Source organism: Embleya sp. NPDC056575, assembly GCF_042793325.1.
Taxonomy (GTDB): Bacteria; Actinomycetota; Actinomycetes; order Streptomycetales; family Streptomycetaceae; genus Embleya.
The window spans coordinates 76,498-98,948 of sequence record NZ_JBHTVA010000030.1; the positions used below are offsets into that span (position 1 = coordinate 76,498).

Consider the following 22,451-nt stretch of genomic DNA (forward strand, 5'->3'; position numbering starts at 1 on the left):
GGCGCGGGCGCTCGGGGGGTCAGGCGCTCGGGCGGGACCAGGCCATCGTGAAGCAGGTCGGCACCCGGGCGGCCACCGCCTCCTTGCGATAGGCGCGCGGTGATCGGCCGACGATGTCGTGGAAGGTACGGCTGAACGTGCCGGGGCTGGCGAAGCCGACCTCGAAGCAGATGTCGGTCACGCTGCGGTCGCTCTCGCGGAGCAGGAACATCGCCCGTTCGACCCGGCGCCGCTGGAGGTAACGATGCGGCGTCTCACCGAAGGTGGCCCGGAAGGTGCGGGTGAAGTGCGCCTCGGACACGTGCGCGATGCGGGCCAGGGCCGGGACGTCCAGCGGCTGCGCGTACGCGCGGTCCATCGCGTCGCGGGCCCGCAACATGCGGCGGTTGGTGTCCTCGGTGGCACGGCTCACGGGGCCATCCCATCACGATTCGTTCAGGGCCGGTATCGACGCGCGCCGTACCCGCGCCTACGGCGCACGGCGGCGGAAGGCACCCGTGACCTCGCCTTCCGCCGCGACCTCCGTCGCGAGTCCACGGCTCGGTCGCGCGGTCGAAACACTCCGCCGGCGAGCCCGCTCCGGCTCCCGCCGGGGCGGCGCGCTCGTCGGGGTGCCGGTCGGGTGTCAGCGGCCGACGTGCTCGGCCAGGAAGTCCTCCCAGGTGCGGGTGCCGACGGTGGCCTTGTCGAGCGACAGGTTGACGCCCGCGCGGTAGGCGCGGCCGATCTTGCCGGGGATGCGGACCGGGAGGTGGAGACGGCGCTTGCCCGCCGCGGCGAGGTAGCCGCGCGCGAGTTCGCCCATCGTGTAGACCTTGGGGCCGGTCAGGTCGGCGACCAGGCCCGACGGGGCGCCGAGGGTGAGTTCGACCATGCGCTCCGCGACATCGCGGCCGTCGACGGGCTGGAAGCGCAGGCCGCCCGGGTTGGGCACCACCGGGAACTTGGTCATCGAGCCCATCATCTTCAGCACGAGTTCGTTGAACTGGGCGGCGCGCAGGGTGGTCCAGGGCAGCCCGGACCCGGTCACCGCCTGCTCGGCGCCGAGCTTGGCGCGGAAGTACCCGATCGGCATGGTGTTCGCGCCGATCACCGAGATGTACACGAGGTGCCGCACACCGGCGTCCTTCGCGGCGCGCACCAGGTTGCGGGTCGCCTCGTCGTCGCCCTTGGCGCCACCGGCCAGGTGCAGCACGGTATCGACGCCCTTCACCGCCTCGTCGATCCCCTCGTTCTTGAGCAGATCGGCGCGCACCTGCTCGACGCCGTCGGCCGAGGTGCCGCCACGCCGGCTGAGCACGCGGACCTCGCGACCGGCCTCGCGCAGCTGCGGGACGATCAGGCTGCCGAGGGTGCCGGTACCGCCGGTGACCAGGATCGATGCGCTCATGACGACTCCTTCGAAAACCGCCCCGGCTCGTTCCGGGGCCTCTGTTTCCTTGACGGAGCCCTCGCGAAAAGTGTGACTGCGAATTTTTTTCCGCGCGAGTTTCGGCACCGATTCAAGGGGGCGGCCATCCCACGGATGACCGCCCGGCCCGACTCCGACAGGTGCGGAGAGCCACCCGTCAGCCCGCGATCGGTGCGACCCGACGAAGGCGACCTCCGCCCACCGCGGCCCGAGCGCCACCTGGCCCCAGTCGACCGCGGCAGCGCAGGCAACACGTAGTCACGTCGGGACAGGTGAAGCTCGTCGCCACACTCTCCCAATCTGCGCCGGCCGGCGCATTCTGTGGACGCGAGGCGCTGCGACAACAGCTCGCGCACCTGTTGAAGCTGAGCGAGATGGGAAACGTTCAATCGAAATGAGGTTGTAAGTGGCGGACGACTGGTACGGCGGCAACGCCAATGACGACGCCGACCGGCATCGCGGGTGGCTTCTGGGGCACTTCGTCGATCCGGTGAATGGCGGCGTCCGCGCCACCGGCGATCTCGAAGTGAAGTGGGGCATCCATCCGGCGGGCCAGGCCCGCCCCGAATGGACCGCCGGCGATCGGCGCACCACGATGCTTCTGCTCGTGTCGGGGCGGTTCCGGCTGGATCTCACCACCGGCAGCACGACCCTGGCACGCCAAGGCGACTACGTCGTCTGGGGGCCCGGAATCGACCACTCCTGGGCGGCCGAGGAGGACTCGGTGGTCGTGACGATCCGCTGGCCGTCCATCCCCGGGCACTGAAGGCCGACCCGGCGCCGTCGACGGGGGCCGGAACGGCGAACGCCGGCCGGGGTGATCGGCTTGCCCGGCCGGCGTTCGAGGGGTGCTTTCGGGTCAGACGCTGACGCCGAAGTCCTTGGCGATGCCCGCGAGGCCGGAGGCGTAGCCCTGGCCGAGGGCGCGGAACTTCCAGTCGGTGCCCGCGCGGTACAGCTCGCCGAACAGCATCGCCGTCTCGGTGGAGGCGTCCTCGGAGAGGTCGTAGCGGGCCAGCTCGACGTTGTCCGCGGCGTTCAGCACGCGGATGAACGCGTTGCGGACCTGGCCGAACGACTGCTTGCGGTTGTCCGCGTCGTAGACCGAGACCGGGAAGACGACCTTGTCCACGTCGGCGGGCAGGCCGGCGAGGTTGACCTTGATCTGCTCGTCGTCGCCCTCACCCTCACCGGTGCGGTTGTCGCCGGTGTGCTCGACGGAGCCGTCCGGGGTCTTCATGTTGTTGAAGAACACGAAGTGCTGGTCGGAGTAGACCTTGCCGGTCGCGTTCACGACGATCGCGCTCGCGTCGAGGTCGAAGTCCTCGCCCGTGGTCGTGCGCAGGTCCCAGCCGAGGCCGACGACGACGGCGGTCAGGCCAGGGGCCTCCTTGGTGAGGGAGACGTTTCCGCCCTTGCTCAGGCTCACGGCCATGGATGGTGTCCTTCCAGAGGATGTTTGACGTCGCGGACGACGCTACTGCTACTGATCCGGACGTGCAGCAGGCACGCGTAAGTTCCCGAACACCCCGAAAGGGGCCGTCAAGGTGGCGGTGATCACGGGGTGCGACCCGGCGCCAGGTTATTGACGGTTCGTCAGATCAGCCGTTCAATGGCTGGACCAAACAGGGATACGACTATTAGTCATATCCGACTCGCATCCAGCTTCGCACCCCTGGGGGCAGCCATGTCCAGCGCAACGACGCCGTCGGCCGGGATCGATCAGGCGCGGATGCGCCAGGTCATGGGGCACTTCGCGACCGGCGTCACCGTGGTCACCGCGATCCACGACGGCGCGCCGGTGGGCATGGCCTGCCAGTCGTTCACGTCGCTCTCGCTGGAGCCGGCCTACATCTCCATCGCCCCGGCGCTCACCTCGACGACCTACCCGAAGGTGCGCACCGCCGGCCGCTTCGTGGTCAACATCCTCGCCGAGGACCAGCAGGACGTGTGTCGGGCGATGGGCCGCAGCGGCGGAGACAAGTTCGCCGGCGTCGACTGGTCGCCCGCCGGCAACGGCGCGCCGCGGCTGGCCGGCGCGGTGGCCTGGATCGAGTGCGACATCGCGCACGAGTTGCCCGGCGGCGACCACGTGATCGTGATCGGCGCGGTGACCGCCCTGGACCTGCCCCGGGACACCGCCCCGCTGATGTTCCACAAGGGCCGCTACGCCCGCCTGGCCGCATAGCCCGCCGGACGCGGCCTCAGCCGCCTGCGCCCGGCAACAACCCGTCCGCCATCGCCACCGTGACCGCGGCGGTGCGGTCGTCGACGCCGAGCTTGTTGAACGTGCGCAGCAGGTGCGTCTTGACCGTGGCCTCGCTGATGTACAACTCGCGGCCGATCTCGGCGTTGGTCATCCCCCGCGCGACCAGACCGAGCACCTGCGTCTCGCGCGGGCTCAGCGCGTCGCGCACCGGTGCCTTCATCCGGGTGACCAGCTTGGCCGCCACCGGCGGCGCCAGCACCGTCTCGCCACGCGCCGCGGCCCGGATCGCGGCGGCCAGTTCCACCCTCGGGGTGTCCTTGAGCAGGTAGCCGGTCGCTCCCGCCTCGACCGCGCGCACGATGTCGGCGTCGGTGTCGTACGTGGTCAGGATCAGCACATGGACTCCGGGCAGTTCACGCACGATCCGCCGGGTCGCGGCGACGCCGTCGGTGCCGGGCATCCGCAGGTCCATCAACACCACGTCGGGCCGCAGTTCGGCAGCCCCGTCCACGGCCTGTGCGCCGTCCTCGACGGAGGCGACCACCTCGAAATCCGGCTCGGCCGCGAGCATGCCCGCGAGACCCTCCCGCACCACGGGATGGTCGTCGGCGATGAGCAGCCGGATCACTGCGGTACCTCCACGCGTACGGTCGTGCCCCGGCCGGGAGCCGAGACCACCTCGGCCTCCCCGCCGACCTGTGCGAGACGGGCTCGCATACCGGGAAGACCGTATCCCCCCTTCCCCGGCCCCGGTTCGAAGCCCCGTCCGTCGTCCACCACGGTCAGCCTGGTGGCGAACGGTCGATAGGCCAGTTCCACCACCACGGACTTCGCCTCGGCGTGCTTGCGGATGTTGGCCAGCGACTCCTGGAGCACCCGGACCAGCACCACCTGCACGGACGAGGACAACTCGTACTCGGCGCCGGCGACCGCGAAGGAGGCCGCCACCTCCAACTCCTCGCCGAGCGCGGCGACGGTGCGCCCCAGCACCTCGGCGAGCGGTTCGGCCGGTTCGGCGCCCTCGGCGGGGCCCTGCGCGGCGACCAGCGCACGGGCCTCGGCGAGGTTGTCCCGGGCCACGCGCTCGGCCAGGTCCAACCGTTTGCGGGTGGCCTCGCTGTCGGAGTCCACGGTGATCCCGGCCGCCTGGATCAGCATCAGGATGCTGGTGAAGCCCTGGGCCAGGGTGTCGTGGATCTCGCGCGCCATACGCTCGCGCTCGACGCGTACCCCCGCCTGGTGGTGCGTCTCGGCCAGCTCCGCCCGGGTGGCCTCCAACTCGCGCAGCAGTCGGCCGCGCTCCTCCACCCGGTCGGCCAACCACTGCACCAGCCGGGCCATCAGGAAGCTGAAGCCGAGTACGACGGTGATCTCCACCAGGACGCTCGCCACCGCGCCCCGCTCCCAGTGCGCCTCGCGGGCCCGCAGCGCGCCGTTCATCCCGAACACGTAGCCGCTCAGCAGCATCGCGGGGACCGTCGCCTCGATGAAGGTGAAGGTCAGCGGCATCAACACGTACATCAGCACGATGCCGTCGGGATCGTGGAGGCTGAGCGCGGTTACCGCGGCGTAGGCGAGCACCAGGTGCGCCCGGCCGCGCCGGTCCCACGAGGTCGGATCCACGCCCGGCGGCACCAACACCCAAAACGACACGGGCATCACGAGCAGCACGGCGTAGCACCACGGCGGTGCGTCGCGTCCGGCGAACTCGGCCGCGGTGAGCGCCGAGAGCAGCAGGTACGCGCAGTGGTAGGCGGTGAGCAGTTTGGTCCCGAAGGCCAACTCCTCCGCGTCCTGCGCGTCGGCGGTCGCCATGGTCACCGCTCGTTCTCGATCCACCTGAATGTCCTGATCCACACGACCAAGGCGACCACACCCCACGCGGCGAGCACCAGCGCCACCCGACCGTGCTCCCACGAGCCCGCCGGCTCCACCGCCCGGAACGAATCCGGCAGGAAGACCGAGCGCATCCCCTGGGTGAGCCACTTCAGCGGAAACAGCGCCGCGAACTGTTGGACACCCCGCGGCAGTTGGCTCGGCTCGACGAACACGCCCGAGACGAACTGAAGCACCGTGAAAGGCAGGATGATCAGCGCCCCGTTGGCGCCCCTGCGCATCAGCCCGCTCGCGGCCAGGCCCAGCAGCGTGGCCACGGTCACGCCCAGGACGAACACCCAGGCGAAGGTCAGCCACCGCGTCGGGTCGTGCGGAAGGTTCAGGTCCAGGCCCACCACCCCGACCACGAGCAGCAGCGCGACCTGGGCCAGGCTGACCACGATCACCTGCGCGATCTTGCCCAGGAGGTACGCCACCGGCGGCATCGGCGTGCCGCGCAGCCGCTTGAGCGTGCCGTCCTGGCGTTCGGCGGCCACCGCGAGCGCCAGTCCCTGGAATCCGGCGGAGACGATGCCGACCGCGATCATGCCCGCCGCGTGCACCTGGCTCTGGGCCACGCCGGTGCCGTCCACCGTGCCGCCGCTGATCAGCGCGAGCAGCACCAGGAGCAGCACCGGCATCGCGAAGGTCACCGCCATCTGCTCGCGGTGTCGGGCGAACATCTTCAGTTCGAGGCGGGTCCGTGCCGCGACGACGGTTCCCATCGACATCGACATCACCGGGCTCCGATCAGGTCGAGATAGACGTCTTCCAGGGACGGTCGGGTCACGGTCAGCTCGGGTACCTCGCCGCCGAACCTGGCCGCGAGCCGGGCCACATCGGCGGTCGGTTCGGCGGTGGCGAGTTCGTGCGTGCCCTCGGCGTCGCGCCAGCGCAGTACCGATCGGGCCAGGTGCCGGCCGCCCAGCCGCTCGGGGGTGTCCACGTCCACGACCCGCCCCGCCCGGATCACCCCGACCCGGTCCGCGAGGTGTTCGGCCTCGTCCAGGTAGTGCGTGGTGAGCAGGATCGTCGTCCCGGCCGCCCGCAGGCCCGCGATCAAGGCCCAGAACCGGCGGCGCACCTCGGGGTCGAACCCGGTGGTCGGCTCGTCCAGGAAGAGCAGCTCCGGCCCGCCCAGGATGCCGAGCGCGACGTCGAGGCGGCGCCGCTGCCCACCGGAGAGGGCGCCGGCACGGGTGTCCCGCCTGTCGGTCAGCCCGACCGCCTCGATCACCTCGTCGGGATCGCGGGGCCTGGGGTAGTAGTGCGCGAAGTGCCGCACACTCTCGCGCACGGTGAGCCCGGACACGTCCGCCGACTCCTGGAGCACGATGCCGATCCGGGCCCGCCACCGCGATCCGGCGCGTGCCGGATCCACGCCCAGGACGGCGACCTCGCCCGCGTCGCGCGAGCGGTAGCCCTCCAGGATCTCGGTCGTGGTGGTCTTGCCCGCCCCGTTCGGGCCGAGCAGTGCGAAGATCTCGCCCCGGCGCACGTCCAGGTCCAGTCCGTCCACCGCACGATGTCCGCCGTACGCGCGCCGCAACCCGCGCACCCTGATCGCCGTTTCGGCGTCGCCCGCCTCGCCCGCCGGTGCGGGTGTCCGTTCCGCTGTCATGCCTCGACGATGGCGCGGCGGGCGCGGGCGCCGGGACGTACGAACGACGGACGCCGGGTGTCCACCGAACGACGGACAGCGGAGCGGGAGCGGCTCGCCGGACGAAGGCCCGGGTCGGCCGGCCGGCGCCGGGCGACCGGGGCGAACCGCGCGGAATGTGACCGATTCCGCAGTTTGCCGCAACCGGTTCGGTGGGAGCATGGCCGGGTCGGGGAATCGTTCGCGAAGGGATCTCGGATGACTGCGCAGGCTGAGGTGACGGCCGATCGGAACCCGTCCGGAGCAGGGGAATCCACGCTCTTCGATCCGACCGTCGCGGCGCCGCCCCTGGTCGACGTGGCGCGCCTGGGGTTCGAGGGGCCGCTGGCGGCGAGTGCCGCCGCGTGGGCCGAGGACGCGGTGTACTGGGAATACACGAAGGCGGCCAACCCGATCGGCTCGGGCCACACCACGCCCGTCCCGGTGGAGCGTTTTCCGGCCGAACTGCACACCGGCGGCGACACCCGGGTGGTCCCGCTCGACCTCGCCGAGCCGATGCGGATCGAGGGCGGCCCGGCGACCAGTCCGGCGCTGCTGGCCAACTTCGTCCGGATCAACGCGGGCGACCGGCTCGCGGTGCGGCCCAACGCCACCTCGCAGCTGTACTACGTGCTGTACGGGCGGGGTCTGTCGCTGGTCGGCGGCCAGGCCGTGGAGTGGGAGAAGGGCGACTTCCTGGTCCTGCCCGACCTGGGCGAGATCACCCACCACGCGACCCAGGACGCCGTGCTCTATTGGGTGCACGACGAGCCCCTGCTGCGCTACCTCGGGGTGGTGCCGAGCAAGGCCCGGTTCCGGCCGACCAAGTTCGCCCGGCATCGTGCGGTCGAGGAGCTGACCCGGATCGCCGAGGCGCCCGGCGCCAACGCCAAGAACCGGGTCAGCGTGTTGCTCAACACCGTCGACCAGGACCGGACGTTGACCGTCACCCACACCCTGTGGGCGATGTTCGGCCTGCTGCCGGTGGATCAGATCCAGCGCCCGCACCGCCACCAGTCGGTCGCGCTCGATCTGATCCTGGACTGCGAGCCGGGCTGCTACACGCTGCTCGGCGACCGACTGGACGAGCGCGGCGACATCGTCGACCCGCAGCGGGTGGACTGGGAGCCGGGCGGCGCGTTCGTCACCCCGCCCGGAAAGTGGCACGCCCACCACAACGAGTCGGGCAGCCCGGCGCACCTGATCCCGATTCAGGACGCGGGACTCCAGACGTATCTGCGCAGCCTGGACATCCGCTTCAGCGACCGGCGCTAGACATATCGGCCATGCCCCTCCGTGAGGCGGGAATTCCCTCACGGACGGGCGCGGTCGGGGCGAGGGTCCCTCAACCCTGGGGCGATGCGGAACCCGCTCGGCCGGTGTGTCCGTCGTCTTCCACATGACGAGGGGGATTCCGTCGCGCGGGCAGGTTGGGGAGCCACCGCGCAGCGATGAGTCGGGGGGCCTGTCCTTCCGTGTGTCGGGGCCTACCCAGGTTTTGGGTCCCGACGGACGCGTGTTGAACATCGGACCCAGGCGGCAGCGGGAGTTGCTGACCCTGCTGCTGCTCCGGCCGGGGGTGGCCGTGCCGGTGGAGCGGCTGGCCGAGGAGTTGTGGAACGGGCGTCCGCCGCCCGGGGCCCGGTCGACGCTGCACGCCTATCTGTCCGGCCTGCGTCGGGTGTTGGAGCCGGGACGGCGGGCGCCGTATCGCCTGTTGACTACGCGCGATGACTCCTACGCCCTGGAGGTGCCGGCCGGGAGCCTGGACGTGGCGCGGCTGTGCGCGCTGGCCGACGCGGGGCGCGCGGCGGGTGCGGTGGGGGCGTACGAGCGGGCGGACGAACTGCTGGGCGAGGCACGCCTGTTGTGGCGGGGCGAGCCGTTCGCCGAGCTGGCCGACCACGACGCGGCCGAATCCGAACGGGCCCGGCTGGTCGAGGAGTACACCTCGCTGCGCGAGGAGGCGGCCGAGTACCGGTTGGCGATGGGCGCGCACGCGTCGGCGATCGCCGACCTGATGTCGCTGGTCCGGGCGCACCCGCTGCGGGAGCGCCCGAGGGCGCAACTCGCGCTCGCCCTCTACCGATCCGGTCGGCAGGCGGAGGCGCTGCAGGTCCTGGAGGCGGGTCGCCGGTTGTGCGCGGAGGAACTCGGCCTGGATCCGGGCCCGCGCCTGCGCGACCTCCAGGCGGCCATCCTGCGCCAGGACCCGGCGCTGAGCGCGCCCCCGCGCCCACCGGCGCCCGCGCCGATCCGCGGACACCGCCGCCCCCTCGTGGGCGGCCGGGCCCATCACCCGCGCCCGCACCGGGATTCGCCGCACCGACGACGGTAGCGCGTGTCTTCACTGCTCCCGGCGGCCGGAAACGCACGGGTGTCCGAGGCCGCGAGCCTCGGACACCCTCACCCACAACCTTCACACACAGCCTGTGGACAACCTTGTCGTCAGCCTTCGTCGGTCACGGGCGGCTCGGGTGGGTCGGTGCGGTGGAAGTGGAACGTGCAGTGGGTGTCGCCGTGGCCGATGGTGCCGGCGCGGTCGAAGCGCAGACCGTGTCGGTTCGGGTCGATGGCCCGGATCCAGTTCAGGTCGAAGGCGCACATCGCGGGCGTCAACTCCGGGGCGGAGTTGGCGACCAGCACGTCGTGGTAGAAGCAGCGGTGGATGTCGAGGAGGTAGCGCCGGTCGTCGTCCGCCGGGCGGACGAAGGTGAAGGTCCGTCCGAAGGACTCCTCCTCGCGGGATTTCGACAACGCGACGATGGCCGCGAACGGGTCGGGCGCGGCATCGAGCATCGCCGCGGTGGCCGCCTCGGTGATCGCGCCGAGCGGTTCGACGATCGCGTCCCGGACGAGGGCGACGGCGTCGTCGCGATCCAGGTGTGGCCGCAGGATCCGGTACGCCGCGACCAGCGCGAGGGTGATCCGCAGGTTGTGCCGGGACGGCTCGTCGTCGATCAGGTGCCCGTTGGCGACTTCGAGTTCGCGGTGCAGCGCGGTCGAATCGCCCGGGAGGCGCTCCGGCAGGCCCCGTTCGCGAACCGCGTTCGCGATGTGCGCGACGAATGCGTCCAGCAGGATCGTGGTGTCCCGCTCGGCGTCCGGCGTATACCCGCCGTCGCCGAAGGTGTCGTGGTCGGTGGTCATCATGGCCCTTCCGAGACAGGCCCGGATCCGGGAACACGACCGCACACCGCCGAGGCGGAGCCGCGTCGAACCCGCATGCCGAGCGAGCCCGACAGCACACTCCACCGACCGACCCGGCGCTGACGAACTTCCTTGTGAAGATGGCGTATTGCCGGCGCCAGCCTAGCGGTCCACCTCGACGTCCGGCCGGCTGCGGGGTCGGTCGGCCCAGGTGTAGCCGACATAGTTCTCGGCCAGCGTGGCCATCGCCGCATCGGAGTCGGCGAGATACGCCAACTGCGCCTCCTGGCACCGTCGTTCGAACGCGTCCGCGTCCTCACGCGCATGCAACAACGTCGTCATCCAGTACGAAAACTGCTCCGCCCGCCACACCCGCCGCAAACACGCGTCGCTGTAGCCGTCGAGCCCCGCCCGCGACCCGGCCAGGAAGAACTCACCACACGCCCGCGCCAGCACCCGCACGTCCGCCATCGCGAGATTCAACCCCTTCGCCCCCGTGGGCGGCACGATGTGCGCCGCGTCGCCCGCCAGGAACAGCCGCCCGAAGCTCATCGGCTCGGCCACGAAGCTTCGCATCGGGGTGATGCTCCGCTCCCTGATCGGCCCCTCGTCCAGCGTCCAGCCCGGCAGCGCCAACCGCTCGCGCAACTCCGCCCAGATCCTCTCGTCCGGCCAGTCGGCGAGATCCGCGTCCGGGTCCACCTGGAGATACAGCCGGCTCACCGCACGCGAGCGCATGCTGTGCAGCGCGAACCCCCGCTCGCTGTAGGCGTAGATCAGATCGTCGGTGGACGGCGCCACATCCGCCAGGATGCCCAGCCACGCGAACGGATGGACCCGCTCGTGGATCTTCAGCACATCCGCCGGAATCGCCCCCCGCGAGACCCCGTGGAACCCGTCGCACCCCGCGACCAGGTCGCACTCCAGCACCTCCTCCACGCCGTCGCGCAGGAACCGCACGCGCGGCGCGTCGCCGTCGATGCCCTCGATCGTGGTCACCGGCGCGTCGAAGTACATCCGCGCGCCCTCGGCGATCCGCTTGGCGATCAGGTCCTTGACGATCTCGGTCTGCCCGTACACGGTCACCGACCGCCCCCCGGTCCGGCTCGGGAAGTCGATGTGCCGATCCCGACCGGCGAAGCGCAGATGGATCCCGTGGTGGACCAGCCCCTCACGATCCAGCCGGTCCGCCGCGCCGGCCTCGCGCAACACGTCGACCGTGGCCTGCTCCAGCATGCCCGCCCGCTGCCGGCCCTCGCAGTACGCGCGATCGCGCGCCTCCAGCAACACCGCGTCGATCCCACGATCGTGCAGCAGTTGCGACAGCAGCAGACCCGCAGGCCCCGCACCGATGATCGCGACCCGTGTCCGCATCCGCCCGCTCCTCGTCCCGCCCTACCCGATCCGCCTCAGGCTCGCCCATCGCGGGCCCGGCCGACCCGCCCGCCTTCCGGTGGCCGGAAGCCGGTGCCTCCGGTCGAGTTTGCTCGGCGCGGACCCGGCAAGGGATGGGATGTCGAGCACGGGCGGATACCTCCGCTATGCGGAGTGCATCCGCTGTTCCACCGAAAGGCACGATCCGAGACCCGACACTCCTGGAGTCCCCCGTGAACACGGCAGCGACCATCGTCCTGATCGTGGTGATCGTCGTCCTCCTCGCCGGCGCGGCCGTCCTCGTGGGCCGTCCGATGATGCGGCGCAGGCACCTGCAAGACCGCTTCGGCCCCGAGTACGACAAGGCGGTCGAACAGTACGGCGACCGACGCCTGGCCGAACGCCGGCTGGCCGATCGCGAGCGCAAGCACCGCGACCTCGACCTCAAACCCCTGGAGCCCGCCGCGCGGGAGCAGTACGCGACCGAGTGGACCGACGTCCAGGAACGTTTCGTGGACGCCCCCGGCGACGCGGTGGCCGAGGCCGACGCGCTGATCACCCGGCTGATGCACGAGCGCGGCTACCCGACCGGCGCACACGACACGCGGATCGAACTGCTGTCCGTCGAGCACGGTCACACCCTCGAGCACTACCGCAAGGCGCACGAGATCGCCCGACTCAACGAGGCCGGGCGCGCCGAGACCGAGGACCTGCGCCAGGCGATGATCCACCACCGGGCCCTGTTCGACGACCTGTTGGGGCAGACGTATCGCCCCAGGAACAGCGCCGCGGCCAGGGGCACGCACGACCATCGGACCGGCACGACGAACCCGACGGGCACGACCGGTACGACCGGTACGACCACGACATCGGCCGAATACGACACGCGGGCGCCCCGATTCGACACCACGAAGCCGGAGACCCGCTGACCGGGTACACACCCGGGTAGGCATGGACAAAGCGGAAGACGAATCGGAAGACCGACCACACCGGAGCGGTCCCGAACGGGGGGACGCTCGGAGGAACGGCGCCACGGCCAGTCGTACCGGACGAGAGGACCCAGACCGATGCGCAAGACGAACTCCCCGAACGCGCCGAGTACTTCCGGCGCCCCACCGGAAGACGCGCCCGTCGTGGAGCGCGACGGCCGCGACCGCGCCGCCCGCCAGGCCCGGATCACCGACGGCGCCGGCCCGATCCCGCCCGCACCCACCGACCCGCCGCCGGCACCGGCCGCCGACCTGCCGCACCGACAGCACGACGACGTGGAGCCGTACGGGACCTCGGTCCTGCCGGTGCGCGGCGCGGGCAAGAGCAGCGCGGCCGCGGCCGCGGCCGGGACGGTGAGCGCGAGCGGTCGCCGGCCGGCCGCGCGGCGCACTCCCGCGCGCCGCACCGTCGCCGGCGACGCGCTGGTCGACCGGGACACCGGCGAGGAGTTGAACGCCCGCTTCCGGGACACCCTGTCGACCTTCGTGGACAGCCCCGCCGACGCGGTCTCCGACGCCGACGAGGTGACCGCGCAGGTGGCCAAGCTGGCGACCGACGCCATCCAGGCCAGGCGCGCCGAGCTGGAGCGGCTGCGGCGCGAGGCCGGGGACGACACCGAGCAACTGCGGCTCGCCCTGCAGAAGTACCGGGCCTTCGTACAGGTGATGCTCAAGCTCTGAGGACGTGATCACCGACGGGGACTGTCACCCACGTGGGTGACAGTCCCCACCCGCGCCCTCGTCCGCGTCGGCGCCGATGTCCCCGCTCCCGGACCAGTGCAGCGCCACGTCCCGGGACAGTGCCCGAGCCGCCGTGGTCACCGTCGGCACCAGCCGCCGCAGGTCGGCCGTACGCCGCCCGGTCACCAGGGACAACGCCGCGACCACCGTGTCGTGCCGGTCCCGGATCGGCGCCGCCACCGAGTGCGCGCCGACCGTCATCTCCCCAGACGTGGTGGCCACTCCGGTGCGCCGGACCTCGGACAGGCACACGCGCAGCCGCTCCGGATCGGTGATGGTGCGCTCGGTGTGCGCGGCCAACGTCTCGGCCAGCACCCGCTCGCGCAACCGCCGGGGCGCGTAGGCGAGCAACACCTTGCCGACCCCGGTGGCGTGCAGCGGCAACTCCACACCCACCCGGGTGACGATCGGCATCGAGCGGGTGCCGCGCAGGCGTTCCAGATACAGCGCCTTGCCGTCGCGCAGCACCGCGAGCTGCACGTTCTCGTGGGTCGCCTCGTACAGGTCCTCCATGTGCGGCAGCGCCAGATCGCGCAGATCGGTCGCGGCGTGCGCCTGCGCGCCGATGTGCCACAGCTTGACCCCGACCCGATACGACCCGTCGTCCAGCCGCTCCAGAAAACCCCCGCCGACCAGCTCGGCGACGAGGCGATGTCCGGTGGCGAGCGCCAGATCGGCCCGCCGGCACACCTCCGTCAGGGTCAACCGGCCGTCCCCGGCGGCGAACGCGCCGAGGATGGCCATCACCTTGCCGGTCACCGTGACGGGCGTCATCGGCGGCCCTCCCTCACTCGCCCAGCTCGGCCCGGACGCGCTGCGCCACCGCGAAAGCGCTGTTCGCCGCCGGCACGCCGCAGTAGACGGCGGTCTGCAACAGCACCTCCTTGATCTCGTCCCAGCTCAGGCCGTTGGTCCGGGCCGCCCTCAGGTGCATCGCGAGTTCGTCCGGGTGGTTGCCGGCCACCAGGGCGGTGAGGGTGACGCAGCTGCGGGTACGGCGGTCCAGGCCGGGCCGGGTCCAGATCTCGCCCCACGCGTAGCGGGTGATCAGGTCCTGGTAGTCGGCGGTCAGTTCGGTGGTACCCGCGACCGCCCGATCCACATGCGCGTCGCCCAGCACCTCGCGCCGCACCCGCATCCCGTCGGCGTGGCTCATCCCCGCTCCCCCGCCGCCAGGTGCGCCAGCATCGCCGAGGTGACCGCCTCGGCCTGCTCGATGTTCGCCAGGTGCGCGGCGTCGGCGACCTCCACCAGCGTCGCGCCGGGGATGCCGGCGGCCAGCTCGCGGGCGTGTTCGAGCGGCGTGGACGGGTCCCGCTCGGCGCCGATCACCAGCGTGGGCGCGCTGATCCGGCCCAGTTCGGCGCGCAGGTCGTAGCCCGCGAGCGCGTCGCAACAACCGGCGTAGCCCTCCGGCGGGCAGGCGTACAACATCTCCAGGATCCGCCGCACCGCGGCCGGCTCCCGCTCGATGTACTCCGGGGTGAACCAGCGGCGGATCACCGTGTCGGCGAGTTGCCGCATGCCCTGCGCGCGCACCGTCGCGGCCCGCTCCCGCCAGCCCTCGGGCTCGCCGAATCGCGCCGAGGTGCAACACGCGATCAGCCCGGTCAGCCGTTCGGGATGATGCACGCCCATCCACAGGCCGACCGCGCCGCCGAGCGAGACCCCGGCGTAGGCGAACCGCCTGATCCCGTACGAGTCGGCCAGCGTCACCACGTCGCCGACCAGGTCGGCGATCGAGTCGGTGCCCGCCACCGGGTGCGAGCGACCGTGTCCGCGCAGGTCGTAGCGCAGCACCCGGTACTCCTGGGACAACTTCGGGATCTGCGCGTCCCACATGCCCAGTTCGGTGCCGAGCGAGGGGCCGAGGATCACCACCGGGGCGTCGGCCGGGCCGTCGAAGCGGTGGTTGAGCGTGGCGATCGTCATGTGACCTTCTCTTGGAACCGGAACACGGTGCGGTGGTGCGCGAGCGCCCGATCGATCAGGGCCGGGGTTGAGCCGAGATGGCCGGCGGGGTCGAACAGCGTCTCGTCGGCCTCCCCCAGCACATCACGAAGGTGCCGGCCGGTTCGCGCCGAGGTCCGGGAGGCGTCGGTGAGCAGCCGGCGAGCCTGCGTCGCGCCGTGCTCGGCGGTCAACTCGGCGACCAGCCGCTCGGACACGATCCGCCCTCCGGTCAGCTCCAGGTTGGCCCGCATACGGTCCGGGAAGACGACCAGACCCTCGGCCAGTTCGGCCGCCGTCGAGGCCGCGCCGCCCGCCAGGCGCAGTGCCGCGCGCAGCGGCTGCCACTCGGCGTGCCAGGCGCCGGCCGGGCGCTGGTACTCGGCACCCGCCGCCGAGGCGGCCAGGATCGAGACGTGACCGGGCACCTGCCGGGCGGCCGCGACGATCAGCACCGACAACACCGGGTTGTGCTTGTGCGGCATCGCCGAGGAGTCGCCGCGCCCGGCGCCGGTCGCCTCCGCCACCTCGCCCACCTCGGTCTGCCCGAGCAGCGCGACATCGCCGGCGAACTTGCCCAGCGCGCCGGTGATCCGGGCGAGCGCACCGGCCAGGTCCAGGATCGGGGCACGCAGCGTATGCCAGGGCAACACCGGTTCGGCCAACCCCAGTTCCTCGGCGAACGGGGCGAGCAGCGCGACCCCGTGCGCACCGAGCGCGGCCAGGGTGCCCGCCGCGCCGCCCAGTTGCGCGGGCAGCGCGGCGCGGACCGCGCGGGTGTGCGCCCAGGCGTCGGTGACCGCGACGCACCAGCCGGCCGCGACCAGCCCGAACGTGGTCGGCACCGCGTGCTGGGTGAGCGTACGACCGGCCTGGAGCGTGTCGCGGTGCCGTTCGGCCAGGTGGGCCAGCGCGGCGGCGGTGCGGGCCAGGTCGGGCAGCGTGGCGTCCAGGGCGCGGGCGGCGACCAGCATCGCGGCGCTGTCCACGATGTCCTGGCTGGTCGCGCCCAGGTGCACCCGGTCGGCGGCGGCCGGGTCGAGGGCGCGCACCGCCGCTTGGAGGTCCTGGACGAGCGGGACCACCGGGTTGCCCGCGCCGCGTGCGCGACGGGCCAGGTCGACCGGGTCGAACGTGCCCCGGGCGCCCGCCTCGATCGCGGCGGCGGCCTCGGCCGGGATCAGCCCGATCCGGGCCTGGGCCCGGGCCAGCGCGGCTTCCGCGTCGAGCAGCGCGCGCAGGTACGCGGCGTCGCTCGTGGCCGCCTCGACGGGCGTCCCGGCCCGAACCGGTTCGAGCAGCCCCGCGTCGACCTCGTCGTACGCGCGATCCGGGTCATGGCCGGGCACGGCGTCACGACCGGCCACGGGGTCACGGTCACACGGCAAGGAAGACCGTCTCCTGTTCGCCCTGGATGTGCACATCGAAGCGGTAGGCTCCCGATTCCTCCCGCACGGCGATCAGCGTCTCATGCCGGCTCGCCGGAACCAGCGCGAACAGCGGGTCCGCGTGGCGGTCGTCCTCGGGGAAGTACACCCGGGTGACCACTCGGCGCAGCATGCCGCGCGCGAACACCGACATGGCCAGGTACGGATTCGCGTCGGCCCCGGGCGCACCGGGCCGAACCGTGCTGAACGCGTAGCGGCCGAGCCGGTCCACCGCCGCCCGCCCCCACCCCGTGAAGGTCGCCCCGTCGCGCGCGAAGGAGCCGGGCGCGCGCGGGATCCGGCCCGCCGCGTCGGCCTGCCAGATCTCCACGACGGCGTCCGGGACGGGCACACCCGCGCCGTCGTACACCGTGCCGTGCACCCGGATCGCGCCGGGCGTGTGCGGCGGAACCAGGTCCGGGCCGCCGGCGAAGGGCAGCGCGTAGCCGAAGAACGGCCCGACGGTCTGCGACGGGGTGAGCCCGCCGTCCGGATTCGGCGTGCCGCCCTCGGCGCCGATCGGCCAGGTGTGCCTCGGCGGGGTGTTCATCGGCCGGATGTTCATCGGCGGGGTGCTCATCGGCGGGGTGCTCATCGGTCCTCCGTCGGGGTCGCGCTCGCGCCGCCGAGCACGATGTCCCACCGGTAGCCGAGCGCCCAGTCGCTCACGGTGGTGTCCATGTCGAAGCCGGCGATCATCCGGCGCCGGGCCCGTTCGTCGCGCACCGAGTTGAAGATCGGGTCGTAGGCGAACAGCGGGTCGCCAGGGAAGTACATCTGGGTCACCAGACGCTGGGTGAAGGCGGTGCCGAAGAGCGAGAAGTGGATGTGCGCGGGACGCCAGGCGTTGTGGTGATTGCCCCACGGGTACGCGCCGGGCTTGATCGTGACGAACCGGTAGCGGCCCTCGTCGTCGGTCAGACAACGGCCGGCGCCGGTGAAGTTGGGGTCGAGCGGGGCGGGGTGACGATCGCCCTTGTGCGGGTAGCGGCCGGCCGCGTTGGCCTGCCACAGCTCGACGAGTTGCCCGCGCAGCGGTCGACCCGACTCGTCCAGCACCCGGCCGCCGACCACGATGCGCTCGCCCAGCGGTTCGCCGACGTGTTGTGCGGTGAGGTCGGCGTCGAGCGGGTGTACGTCGGCGACGCCGAACACCGGGCCGGTGCGCTCGGTGGCGCCGCTCGGCGGGATCACCAACGGCCGCCGGGGGCTGCGCAGTTCGGTGCTCCGGTAGGCGGCGAAGTCGAACTCGGGGAGGCGGCGCGGGGGTTCGGGCGCGGGCGGAGCTCCGGGCTCGGGACCGGCCGCGGCCTCGGGAGCGTGGCGGTCCGGTCGGCCGTCGGTGCGGTCGTACGGGATGGTCATCGGGCGTCTCTCCTCAGTTCTCCACCGTGACGGCCAGGCCCTGGCCGACGCCGATGCACAGTGCGGCCAGGCCCAGGCCGCCGCCTCGGCGGTGCAACCGGTGCGCGAGCGTGCCCAGGATCCGGGCGCCGGACGCGCCGAGCGGGTGGCCGAGCGCGAGCGCGCCGCCGAGCGGGTTGACCACGGCCGGGTCCACCTCGGGCCATTCGCCCAGGCAGGCGAGCGCCTGGGCGGCGAACGCCTCGTTGAGTTCGACCGCGTCCAGCTCGTCGAGGCCGCGACCGGCCCTGGCCAGCGCGCGACGGCCCGCCTCGACCGGGCCGATGCCGAACCGGCGCGGGTCCACGCCATGCACACCGCTCGCGGTGATCCGGGCCAGCGGCTCGCGGCCGATGGCCCGCAGTCCCGCGGCGTCGGCCACCAGGAGCGCGGCGGCTCCGTCGTTGAGCGGCGAGGCGTTGCCCGCGGTGATCGTGCCGTCCGGGCGGAACGACGGCTTCAGCCCGGCCAATACCTCCGGGGTGCTGCCGGGCCGGACCGACTCGTCCCGGGCCAGGTCCACGCCTGGGACCGGGACCACCTCGTCGGCGAACGCGCCCGCGGCCCACGCGGCGGCGGCCCCGGCGTGCGACGCGGCGGCGTAGGCGTCCTGCGCCTCCCGGGTCACGCCGTATTCCGCCGCCAGCTGCTCGGTCGCCTCGCCGAGGCCGACGGTCCATTCGGCGGGCATGCGCGGATTGACCATGCGCCAGCCGAGCGTGGTCGAGTGCAGCGTCTCGTGGCCGGTGGGATATCCCCGGCCCGGCTTGGCCAGCACCCACGGTGCGCGCGACATCGACTCGACCCCGCCCGCGACCACGATCGAGGCGTCGCCGACCGCGACCGCGCGCGCCGCCTGGATCACCGCCTCCAGGCCGGATCCGCACAGCCGGTTCACCGTGACGCCGGGCACCGAGGTGGGCAGTCCGGCGAGCAGCACGGCCATGCGCGCCACGTCCCGGTTGTCCTCGCCGGCCCCGTTGGCGGCGCCGAACACCACGTCGTCGACGCGCTCCGGGTCCAGATCCGGCGCCCGGTCGAGCAGGGCGCGCAACACGGTCGCGGCCAGATCGTCCGGCCGCACCCCGGCCAGCGCGCCGCCGTGGCGCCCGATGGGCGTGCGTACGGCGTCCACCAGATAGACGTCCTCGAGCCCGTTCATGCGCTCTCCCCTACGGCGGCGATGTCGTAGCGCCCACCGTGCCGCCTGCCGCCCGCCCGCCGGGCGCCCGGATTCCGCTCAGCGGAAGCGCACGCCCTCGACCCGAGCCGAACATTTGCCCGGATCGGACCCCGTGGACGGCTCTCATGGGACTAGCCTTCGATCGCCCGTCGCGGCGGCGCGCGGCACACCCACGGGAGGACCGGCACATGGCAATGCGCAAGGCGACCATGCAGCGGCAGGTCGCGGAGGTGGTGGCCGCGGCCGTGCCCGGCGACGAACCGCTGTGCACGATGTTCGTGGTCCGCGGGCCGAACCCGATGTTGTTCGCGCTCTTCGGCGGCATCGGCGCGCTGATCGGGGCGTCGATGTCCGACTACTACTTCTTCACGGTCACCCGCCAGGGGGTGCTGTTCCACCGCGCGAGCTCGCTGAGCAGCAGGCCGAAGGAGGTGGCCTACGCGCTGACCCACGCCCAGGCCGGGGCGCTGCTGAGCGGGCTGGAGACGAAGACGACCTGGAGCCGGATGTTCTTCCACTTCCCCGGCAAGGACAAGCCCGCCAAGCTCAACTTCCCGCGCCCGTGGCGCACCGAGGGCGAGTGGATCTTCCGCTACCTCACCGACGCGTACGCGGCGTCCGGCGGCGTGCCGCAAGGCGGCGGCCACCCGGGCCAGGTACCGAACCAGTACGCGCCGCAGGCGGCGAACCCGTACCCGGGGCAGGCACCGCAGCAGTACGCCGGCCAGGCCCCCCAGCAGTACCCGGGCCAGGCACCCGGCCCGTACGCGCCGCAGCCGCCCGACCAGCCGCCGGGCCACTACACGCCGCAGCCTCCGCACCAGCCGCCCGGCCCATACCCGGCACAGGGCTGATCCGCCCCGGCGTGTCCGACCGAAGTCGGCCGAGTCCACCCGGACTTCGGCCCGGGCGCCGGGGGTGGCGGCCCGTCAGCCGGTGACCCGAACCACGTACTTGCCCGCGCCCCGCCCCGCGGCGAGCAGGTCGTGCGCGGCCGGAGCCTCGGCCAAGGACGACAGTTCGGTGACCGGGAAGTCCAGCCGGCCACCCGCGAGCAGGTCCAGAGTGCCCCGGATGGCCCGGGCCACCCGCCGGGGCGCGCCCGCGACCAGGCCGCGATGACTGAAGCCGGTCACGGTGATGTTGCCGCCGATGAGTCGACCGGCCGCCGGCATCGGGTCGAGCGCGCCGCCGGAGGCGTTGCCGAACAGCACGATCCGGGCGCCGGTGGCCGCCGCGTCCAGGTCCAGGGCCAGCGCACTGGTGCCCAGCGGGTCCAGGATCACATCCACCCCGTGGCCCTCGTTGGCCGCCCGGATGGCGTCCGCGTCCGCCTCGTCGCGCACGAACACCTCGTCGTAGCCGCTCTTGCGGGCCGCGTCGACCTTCTCCGCCCGGCCCACCGTGCCGATCAGCCGACCACCGCCGAGCAGCGGGACCAGTTGCGCCAGCGCACTGCCGATGCCACCGCTCGCGGAGTGCACCAGGACACTGTCCCCGGGGGCGAACCGGCCCGCCTCGGCCAGCAGCAACATCGCCGTGGCCAGGCCCAGCGGCACCGCCGCCGCCGTGCGCAGCGTCACCTCGGCGGGCACGGTCATGGTCAACCCGGCCCGGGCGATGGCCACTTCGGCCAGGCCGCCGCCGTCGGGCACGGCGGCGACCCGGTCGCCGACCGCCAGGCCGACCACGTCCGCGCCGACCTCGCGCACCGTGCCGGCGACCTCCAGTCCGGGGCGATACGGCCAACTCCGGACATAGCCCGGATCGCCGCGCCGGGCCATCACGTCCATGAAGTTCAGCCCGGCGTACGCGACGTCGATCGCCACCTCGCCCGCGCCCGGACGGGGCACCTCCACGTCCACGATCCGCGACCGGCGCGCGTCCCCCGGCTCGGTCATCAGCAATGCGCGCATGTCCGTCCCCGTCCACGGTTACGATGTTCGACGTACGTCGAAAGTAGTACCACGATGATCGGGGACGCCGGGCAAAATCACCGCCAAGGCGGTCGGGGAAACCCTCCGCGCGCCGGGACCCGTGGAGAAGAGGAGCCGCCCGTGCCCCGCTCACATCGACGGCGTCCGGCGCCGGTCCACGTGGCCACCGCCCGAATGAACGTGTTCGACGTCCTGCACGCGCTGTCCGACCCGACCCGGATGACCATCACCCGCACACTCCACGCCGACCCCGAGCGCGCGTGCGGCACCTTCCCGGTCGAGGTGGCCCCCTCCACGCTCAGCCACCACTTCCGGGTGTTGCGCGAGGCGGGTGTGATCCACCAGCGCGAGGACGGCAACCGCCGGCTGACCACGCTGCGGCAGGCGGATCTGGAGGAGCGCTTCCCGGGGCTGCTCGCGGCGATCCTGGGAGCGTACGAGCGACAGGCGACCGGGGACGGCTGAGCCCGACGGCCCCGGGCCGTCACCCGCCACCCCGCCGACCGCCATGCCTCCCCCACCCGCCATCCGCTACCCGCGCAGCGGCAACGGCAGTGGTACGGCCGGCAGTCCGTCGATGCTCGCGATGTTGTACGGCTTGGTGCCGACGTATTCGACGAACTCCTCGTCGGTCTTGCGGGCCATGTACTCCTCGTGCAGGGTCCGCTCCTCGCGATAGTCCATGAACGGCACGGCGAACCCGCACGTGTCGCTGATCAGCTTCGCCCGCACCACCACCACCGCGCGCAGCCCTGCGGCATCCGCGTCACCGAAGCGGGCCACCAGGTCGACGAAGCGCGGGTCGTCGCGGAAGACCGGTTCGCCGACACCGTGCACCCGCACGATCTTCGGCGGCCCCTCGAACGCGCACCACATCAGGGTGATCCGGCCGTTCTCCCGCAGGTGCGCGATGGTCTCGGCGTGGCTGCCGCCGAAGTCCAGGTAGGCCACGGTCTGTTCGTCCAGCACGAGGAGGGTGCCGGCCCGCCCCTTGGGCGACACGTTGACGTGGCCGTCGTCGGCGAGCGGTGCGCTCCCCACGAAGAAGACGGGTTGGCCCTCGATGAACTCGCGCAGTCGATCGTCGATCCGCTCGTACGTTTTTCCCATGTCCGCATTATCCGACGTTGGTCGTTCCAGCCCAGGCAATATCCCGGCCCGT

At 72.5% G+C, this 22,451-nt stretch carries 26 protein-coding genes; 8 read left to right on the forward strand and 18 right to left on the reverse strand.

The genetic code is table 11. The features are described from left to right. Positions 1–19: 19 nt before the first annotated feature. Both ACFRCG_RS24060 and ACFRCG_RS24065 read right to left on the reverse strand, forming a co-directional pair. A complete protein-coding gene (locus tag ACFRCG_RS24060) occupies positions 20–412 on the reverse strand; it encodes a helix-turn-helix domain-containing protein (protein WP_380034567.1) in 393 nt (130 codons plus the stop codon). Positions 413–625: 213 nt separating this feature from the next. Beyond that, the gene (locus ACFRCG_RS24065) at positions 626–1,390 is read right to left on the reverse strand and encodes an SDR family oxidoreductase (protein WP_380034569.1); all 765 of its coding nucleotides are present in this window, start codon (positions 1,388–1,390) and stop codon (positions 626–628) included. Positions 1,391–1,817: 427 nt separating this feature from the next. Here ACFRCG_RS24065 and ACFRCG_RS24070 point away from each other — a divergent pair, with 427 nt between their 5' ends. Further along, positions 1,818–2,177, forward strand: a complete 360-nt coding sequence (locus ACFRCG_RS24070; protein ID WP_380034570.1) for a signal peptidase I — start codon at positions 1,818–1,820, stop codon at positions 2,175–2,177. Between the two features lie 93 nt (positions 2,178–2,270). Here the strand turns inward: ACFRCG_RS24070 and ACFRCG_RS24075 are convergent, their stop codons facing one another. Then, on the reverse strand, positions 2,271–2,846 hold the full coding sequence (locus tag ACFRCG_RS24075) for a TerD family protein (protein WP_380034572.1): 576 nt from the start codon (positions 2,844–2,846) through the stop codon (positions 2,271–2,273). A gap of 252 nt (positions 2,847–3,098) precedes the next feature. Here ACFRCG_RS24075 and ACFRCG_RS24080 point away from each other — a divergent pair, with 252 nt between their 5' ends. Next, entirely contained in the window at positions 3,099–3,599 is a 501-nt protein-coding gene (locus tag ACFRCG_RS24080; protein ID WP_380009007.1) for a flavin reductase family protein, read from the forward strand. 16 nt (positions 3,600–3,615) lie between these two features. Here ACFRCG_RS24080 and ACFRCG_RS24085 read toward each other — a convergent pair whose 3' ends face one another. Genes ACFRCG_RS24085 through ACFRCG_RS24100 form a run of 4 tightly spaced genes read right to left on the reverse strand, consistent with a single transcriptional unit; the run spans position 3,616 to position 7,116 of the window. Next, a complete protein-coding gene (locus ACFRCG_RS24085; protein ID WP_380034574.1) occupies positions 3,616–4,248 on the reverse strand; it encodes a response regulator in 633 nt (210 codons plus the stop codon). Next, positions 4,245–5,459 carry a sensor histidine kinase gene (locus ACFRCG_RS24090; RefSeq protein WP_380034576.1) on the reverse strand — a complete coding sequence of 405 codons (1,215 nt, stop codon included), beginning with the start codon at positions 5,457–5,459 and terminating at the stop codon, positions 4,245–4,247. Before ACFRCG_RS24090 ends, ACFRCG_RS24085 begins: the two co-directional genes overlap by 4 nt. Then, positions 5,438–6,226 carry an ABC transporter permease gene (locus tag ACFRCG_RS24095; RefSeq protein ID WP_380034578.1) on the reverse strand — a complete coding sequence of 263 codons (789 nt, stop codon included), beginning with the start codon at positions 6,224–6,226 and terminating at the stop codon, positions 5,438–5,440. The genes ACFRCG_RS24090 and ACFRCG_RS24095 overlap by 22 nt, the downstream gene beginning before the upstream one ends. 5 nt (positions 6,227–6,231) lie before the next feature. After that, on the reverse strand, positions 6,232–7,116 hold the full coding sequence (locus tag ACFRCG_RS24100; RefSeq protein WP_380034580.1) for an ABC transporter ATP-binding protein: 885 nt from the start codon (positions 7,114–7,116) through the stop codon (positions 6,232–6,234). Positions 7,117–7,353: 237 nt separating this feature from the next. On the opposite strand from ACFRCG_RS24100, the gene ACFRCG_RS24105 reads away from it, so the two are divergent. After that, positions 7,354–8,409, forward strand: coding sequence for a cupin (locus ACFRCG_RS24105; protein WP_380034582.1), 1,056 nt, complete (start codon positions 7,354–7,356; stop codon positions 8,407–8,409). Positions 8,410–8,650: 241 nt separating this feature from the next. Beyond that, entirely contained in the window at positions 8,651–9,472 is an 822-nt protein-coding gene (locus ACFRCG_RS24110; protein WP_380034584.1) for a BTAD domain-containing putative transcriptional regulator, read from the forward strand. A gap of 110 nt (positions 9,473–9,582) precedes the next feature. On the opposite strand, the gene ACFRCG_RS24115 is transcribed toward ACFRCG_RS24110, so the two are convergent. Both ACFRCG_RS24115 and ACFRCG_RS24120 read right to left on the reverse strand, forming a co-directional pair. Next, complete coding sequence (locus tag ACFRCG_RS24115) at positions 9,583–10,287, reverse strand: L-2-amino-thiazoline-4-carboxylic acid hydrolase (protein ID WP_380034585.1); 705 nt, start codon at positions 10,285–10,287, stop codon at positions 9,583–9,585. 159 nt (positions 10,288–10,446) lie between these two features. Next, positions 10,447–11,658, reverse strand: coding sequence for a 4-hydroxybenzoate 3-monooxygenase (locus tag ACFRCG_RS24120; RefSeq protein ID WP_380034587.1), 1,212 nt, complete (start codon positions 11,656–11,658; stop codon positions 10,447–10,449). 233 nt (positions 11,659–11,891) lie between these two features. Between ACFRCG_RS24120 and ACFRCG_RS24125 the strand changes: the two genes are divergently transcribed. Beyond that, positions 11,892–12,587 (forward strand): hypothetical protein, encoded by a 696-nt coding sequence (locus ACFRCG_RS24125; RefSeq protein ID WP_380034588.1) that lies wholly within the window; start codon positions 11,892–11,894, stop codon positions 12,585–12,587. A 138-nt stretch (positions 12,588–12,725) separates the two neighbouring features. Beyond that, complete coding sequence (locus ACFRCG_RS24130; RefSeq protein ID WP_380034590.1) at positions 12,726–13,328, forward strand: hypothetical protein; 603 nt, start codon at positions 12,726–12,728, stop codon at positions 13,326–13,328. 24 nt (positions 13,329–13,352) lie between these two features. On the opposite strand, the gene ACFRCG_RS24135 is transcribed toward ACFRCG_RS24130, so the two are convergent. The 7 genes from ACFRCG_RS24135 to ACFRCG_RS24165 are packed head-to-tail and all read right to left on the reverse strand — an operon-like array spanning position 13,353 to position 19,331. Beyond that, on the reverse strand, positions 13,353–14,162 hold the full coding sequence (locus tag ACFRCG_RS24135; protein ID WP_380034592.1) for an IclR family transcriptional regulator: 810 nt from the start codon (positions 14,160–14,162) through the stop codon (positions 13,353–13,355). A 13-nt stretch (positions 14,163–14,175) separates the two neighbouring features. After that, on the reverse strand, positions 14,176–14,544 hold the full coding sequence (pcaC, locus tag ACFRCG_RS24140) for a 4-carboxymuconolactone decarboxylase (RefSeq protein WP_380034594.1): 369 nt from the start codon (positions 14,542–14,544) through the stop codon (positions 14,176–14,178). Next, positions 14,541–15,320, reverse strand: coding sequence for a 3-oxoadipate enol-lactonase (gene pcaD, locus ACFRCG_RS24145; RefSeq protein ID WP_380034596.1), 780 nt, complete (start codon positions 15,318–15,320; stop codon positions 14,541–14,543). The genes pcaC and pcaD overlap by 4 nt, the downstream gene beginning before the upstream one ends. Further along, positions 15,317–16,705 carry a lyase family protein gene (locus ACFRCG_RS24150; protein WP_380034598.1) on the reverse strand — a complete coding sequence of 463 codons (1,389 nt, stop codon included), beginning with the start codon at positions 16,703–16,705 and terminating at the stop codon, positions 15,317–15,319. Before ACFRCG_RS24150 ends, pcaD begins: the two co-directional genes overlap by 4 nt. Before the next feature lie 10 nt (positions 16,706–16,715). Further along, positions 16,716–17,360, reverse strand: coding sequence for a protocatechuate 3,4-dioxygenase subunit alpha (pcaG, locus tag ACFRCG_RS24155; RefSeq protein WP_380034600.1), 645 nt, complete (start codon positions 17,358–17,360; stop codon positions 16,716–16,718). Then, positions 17,357–18,130: a protocatechuate 3,4-dioxygenase subunit beta gene (gene pcaH / locus ACFRCG_RS24160; protein ID WP_380034602.1), complete on the reverse strand. Its 774-nt coding sequence runs from the start codon at positions 18,128–18,130 to the stop codon at positions 17,357–17,359. Before pcaH ends, pcaG begins: the two co-directional genes overlap by 4 nt. A 13-nt stretch (positions 18,131–18,143) precedes the next feature. Next, positions 18,144–19,331, reverse strand: a complete 1,188-nt coding sequence (locus ACFRCG_RS24165) for a thiolase family protein (protein ID WP_380034604.1) — start codon at positions 19,329–19,331, stop codon at positions 18,144–18,146. Positions 19,332–19,540: 209 nt separating this feature from the next. Between ACFRCG_RS24165 and ACFRCG_RS24170 the strand changes: the two genes are divergently transcribed. Then, positions 19,541–20,206 (forward strand): hypothetical protein, encoded by a 666-nt coding sequence (locus ACFRCG_RS24170; RefSeq protein ID WP_380034606.1) that lies wholly within the window; start codon positions 19,541–19,543, stop codon positions 20,204–20,206. 75 nt (positions 20,207–20,281) lie between these two features. On the opposite strand, the gene ACFRCG_RS24175 is transcribed toward ACFRCG_RS24170, so the two are convergent. After that, a complete protein-coding gene (locus ACFRCG_RS24175; protein WP_380034608.1) occupies positions 20,282–21,268 on the reverse strand; it encodes a zinc-binding alcohol dehydrogenase family protein in 987 nt (328 codons plus the stop codon). Positions 21,269–21,409: 141 nt separating this feature from the next. Here ACFRCG_RS24175 and ACFRCG_RS24180 point away from each other — a divergent pair, with 141 nt between their 5' ends. Beyond that, positions 21,410–21,754: an ArsR/SmtB family transcription factor gene (locus tag ACFRCG_RS24180; protein WP_380034610.1), complete on the forward strand. Its 345-nt coding sequence runs from the start codon at positions 21,410–21,412 to the stop codon at positions 21,752–21,754. A gap of 66 nt (positions 21,755–21,820) precedes the next feature. Here the strand turns inward: ACFRCG_RS24180 and ACFRCG_RS24185 are convergent, their stop codons facing one another. Next, positions 21,821–22,399 carry a pyridoxamine 5'-phosphate oxidase family protein gene (locus ACFRCG_RS24185; protein ID WP_380034611.1) on the reverse strand — a complete coding sequence of 193 codons (579 nt, stop codon included), beginning with the start codon at positions 22,397–22,399 and terminating at the stop codon, positions 21,821–21,823. Positions 22,400–22,451: the final 52 nt, after the last annotated feature.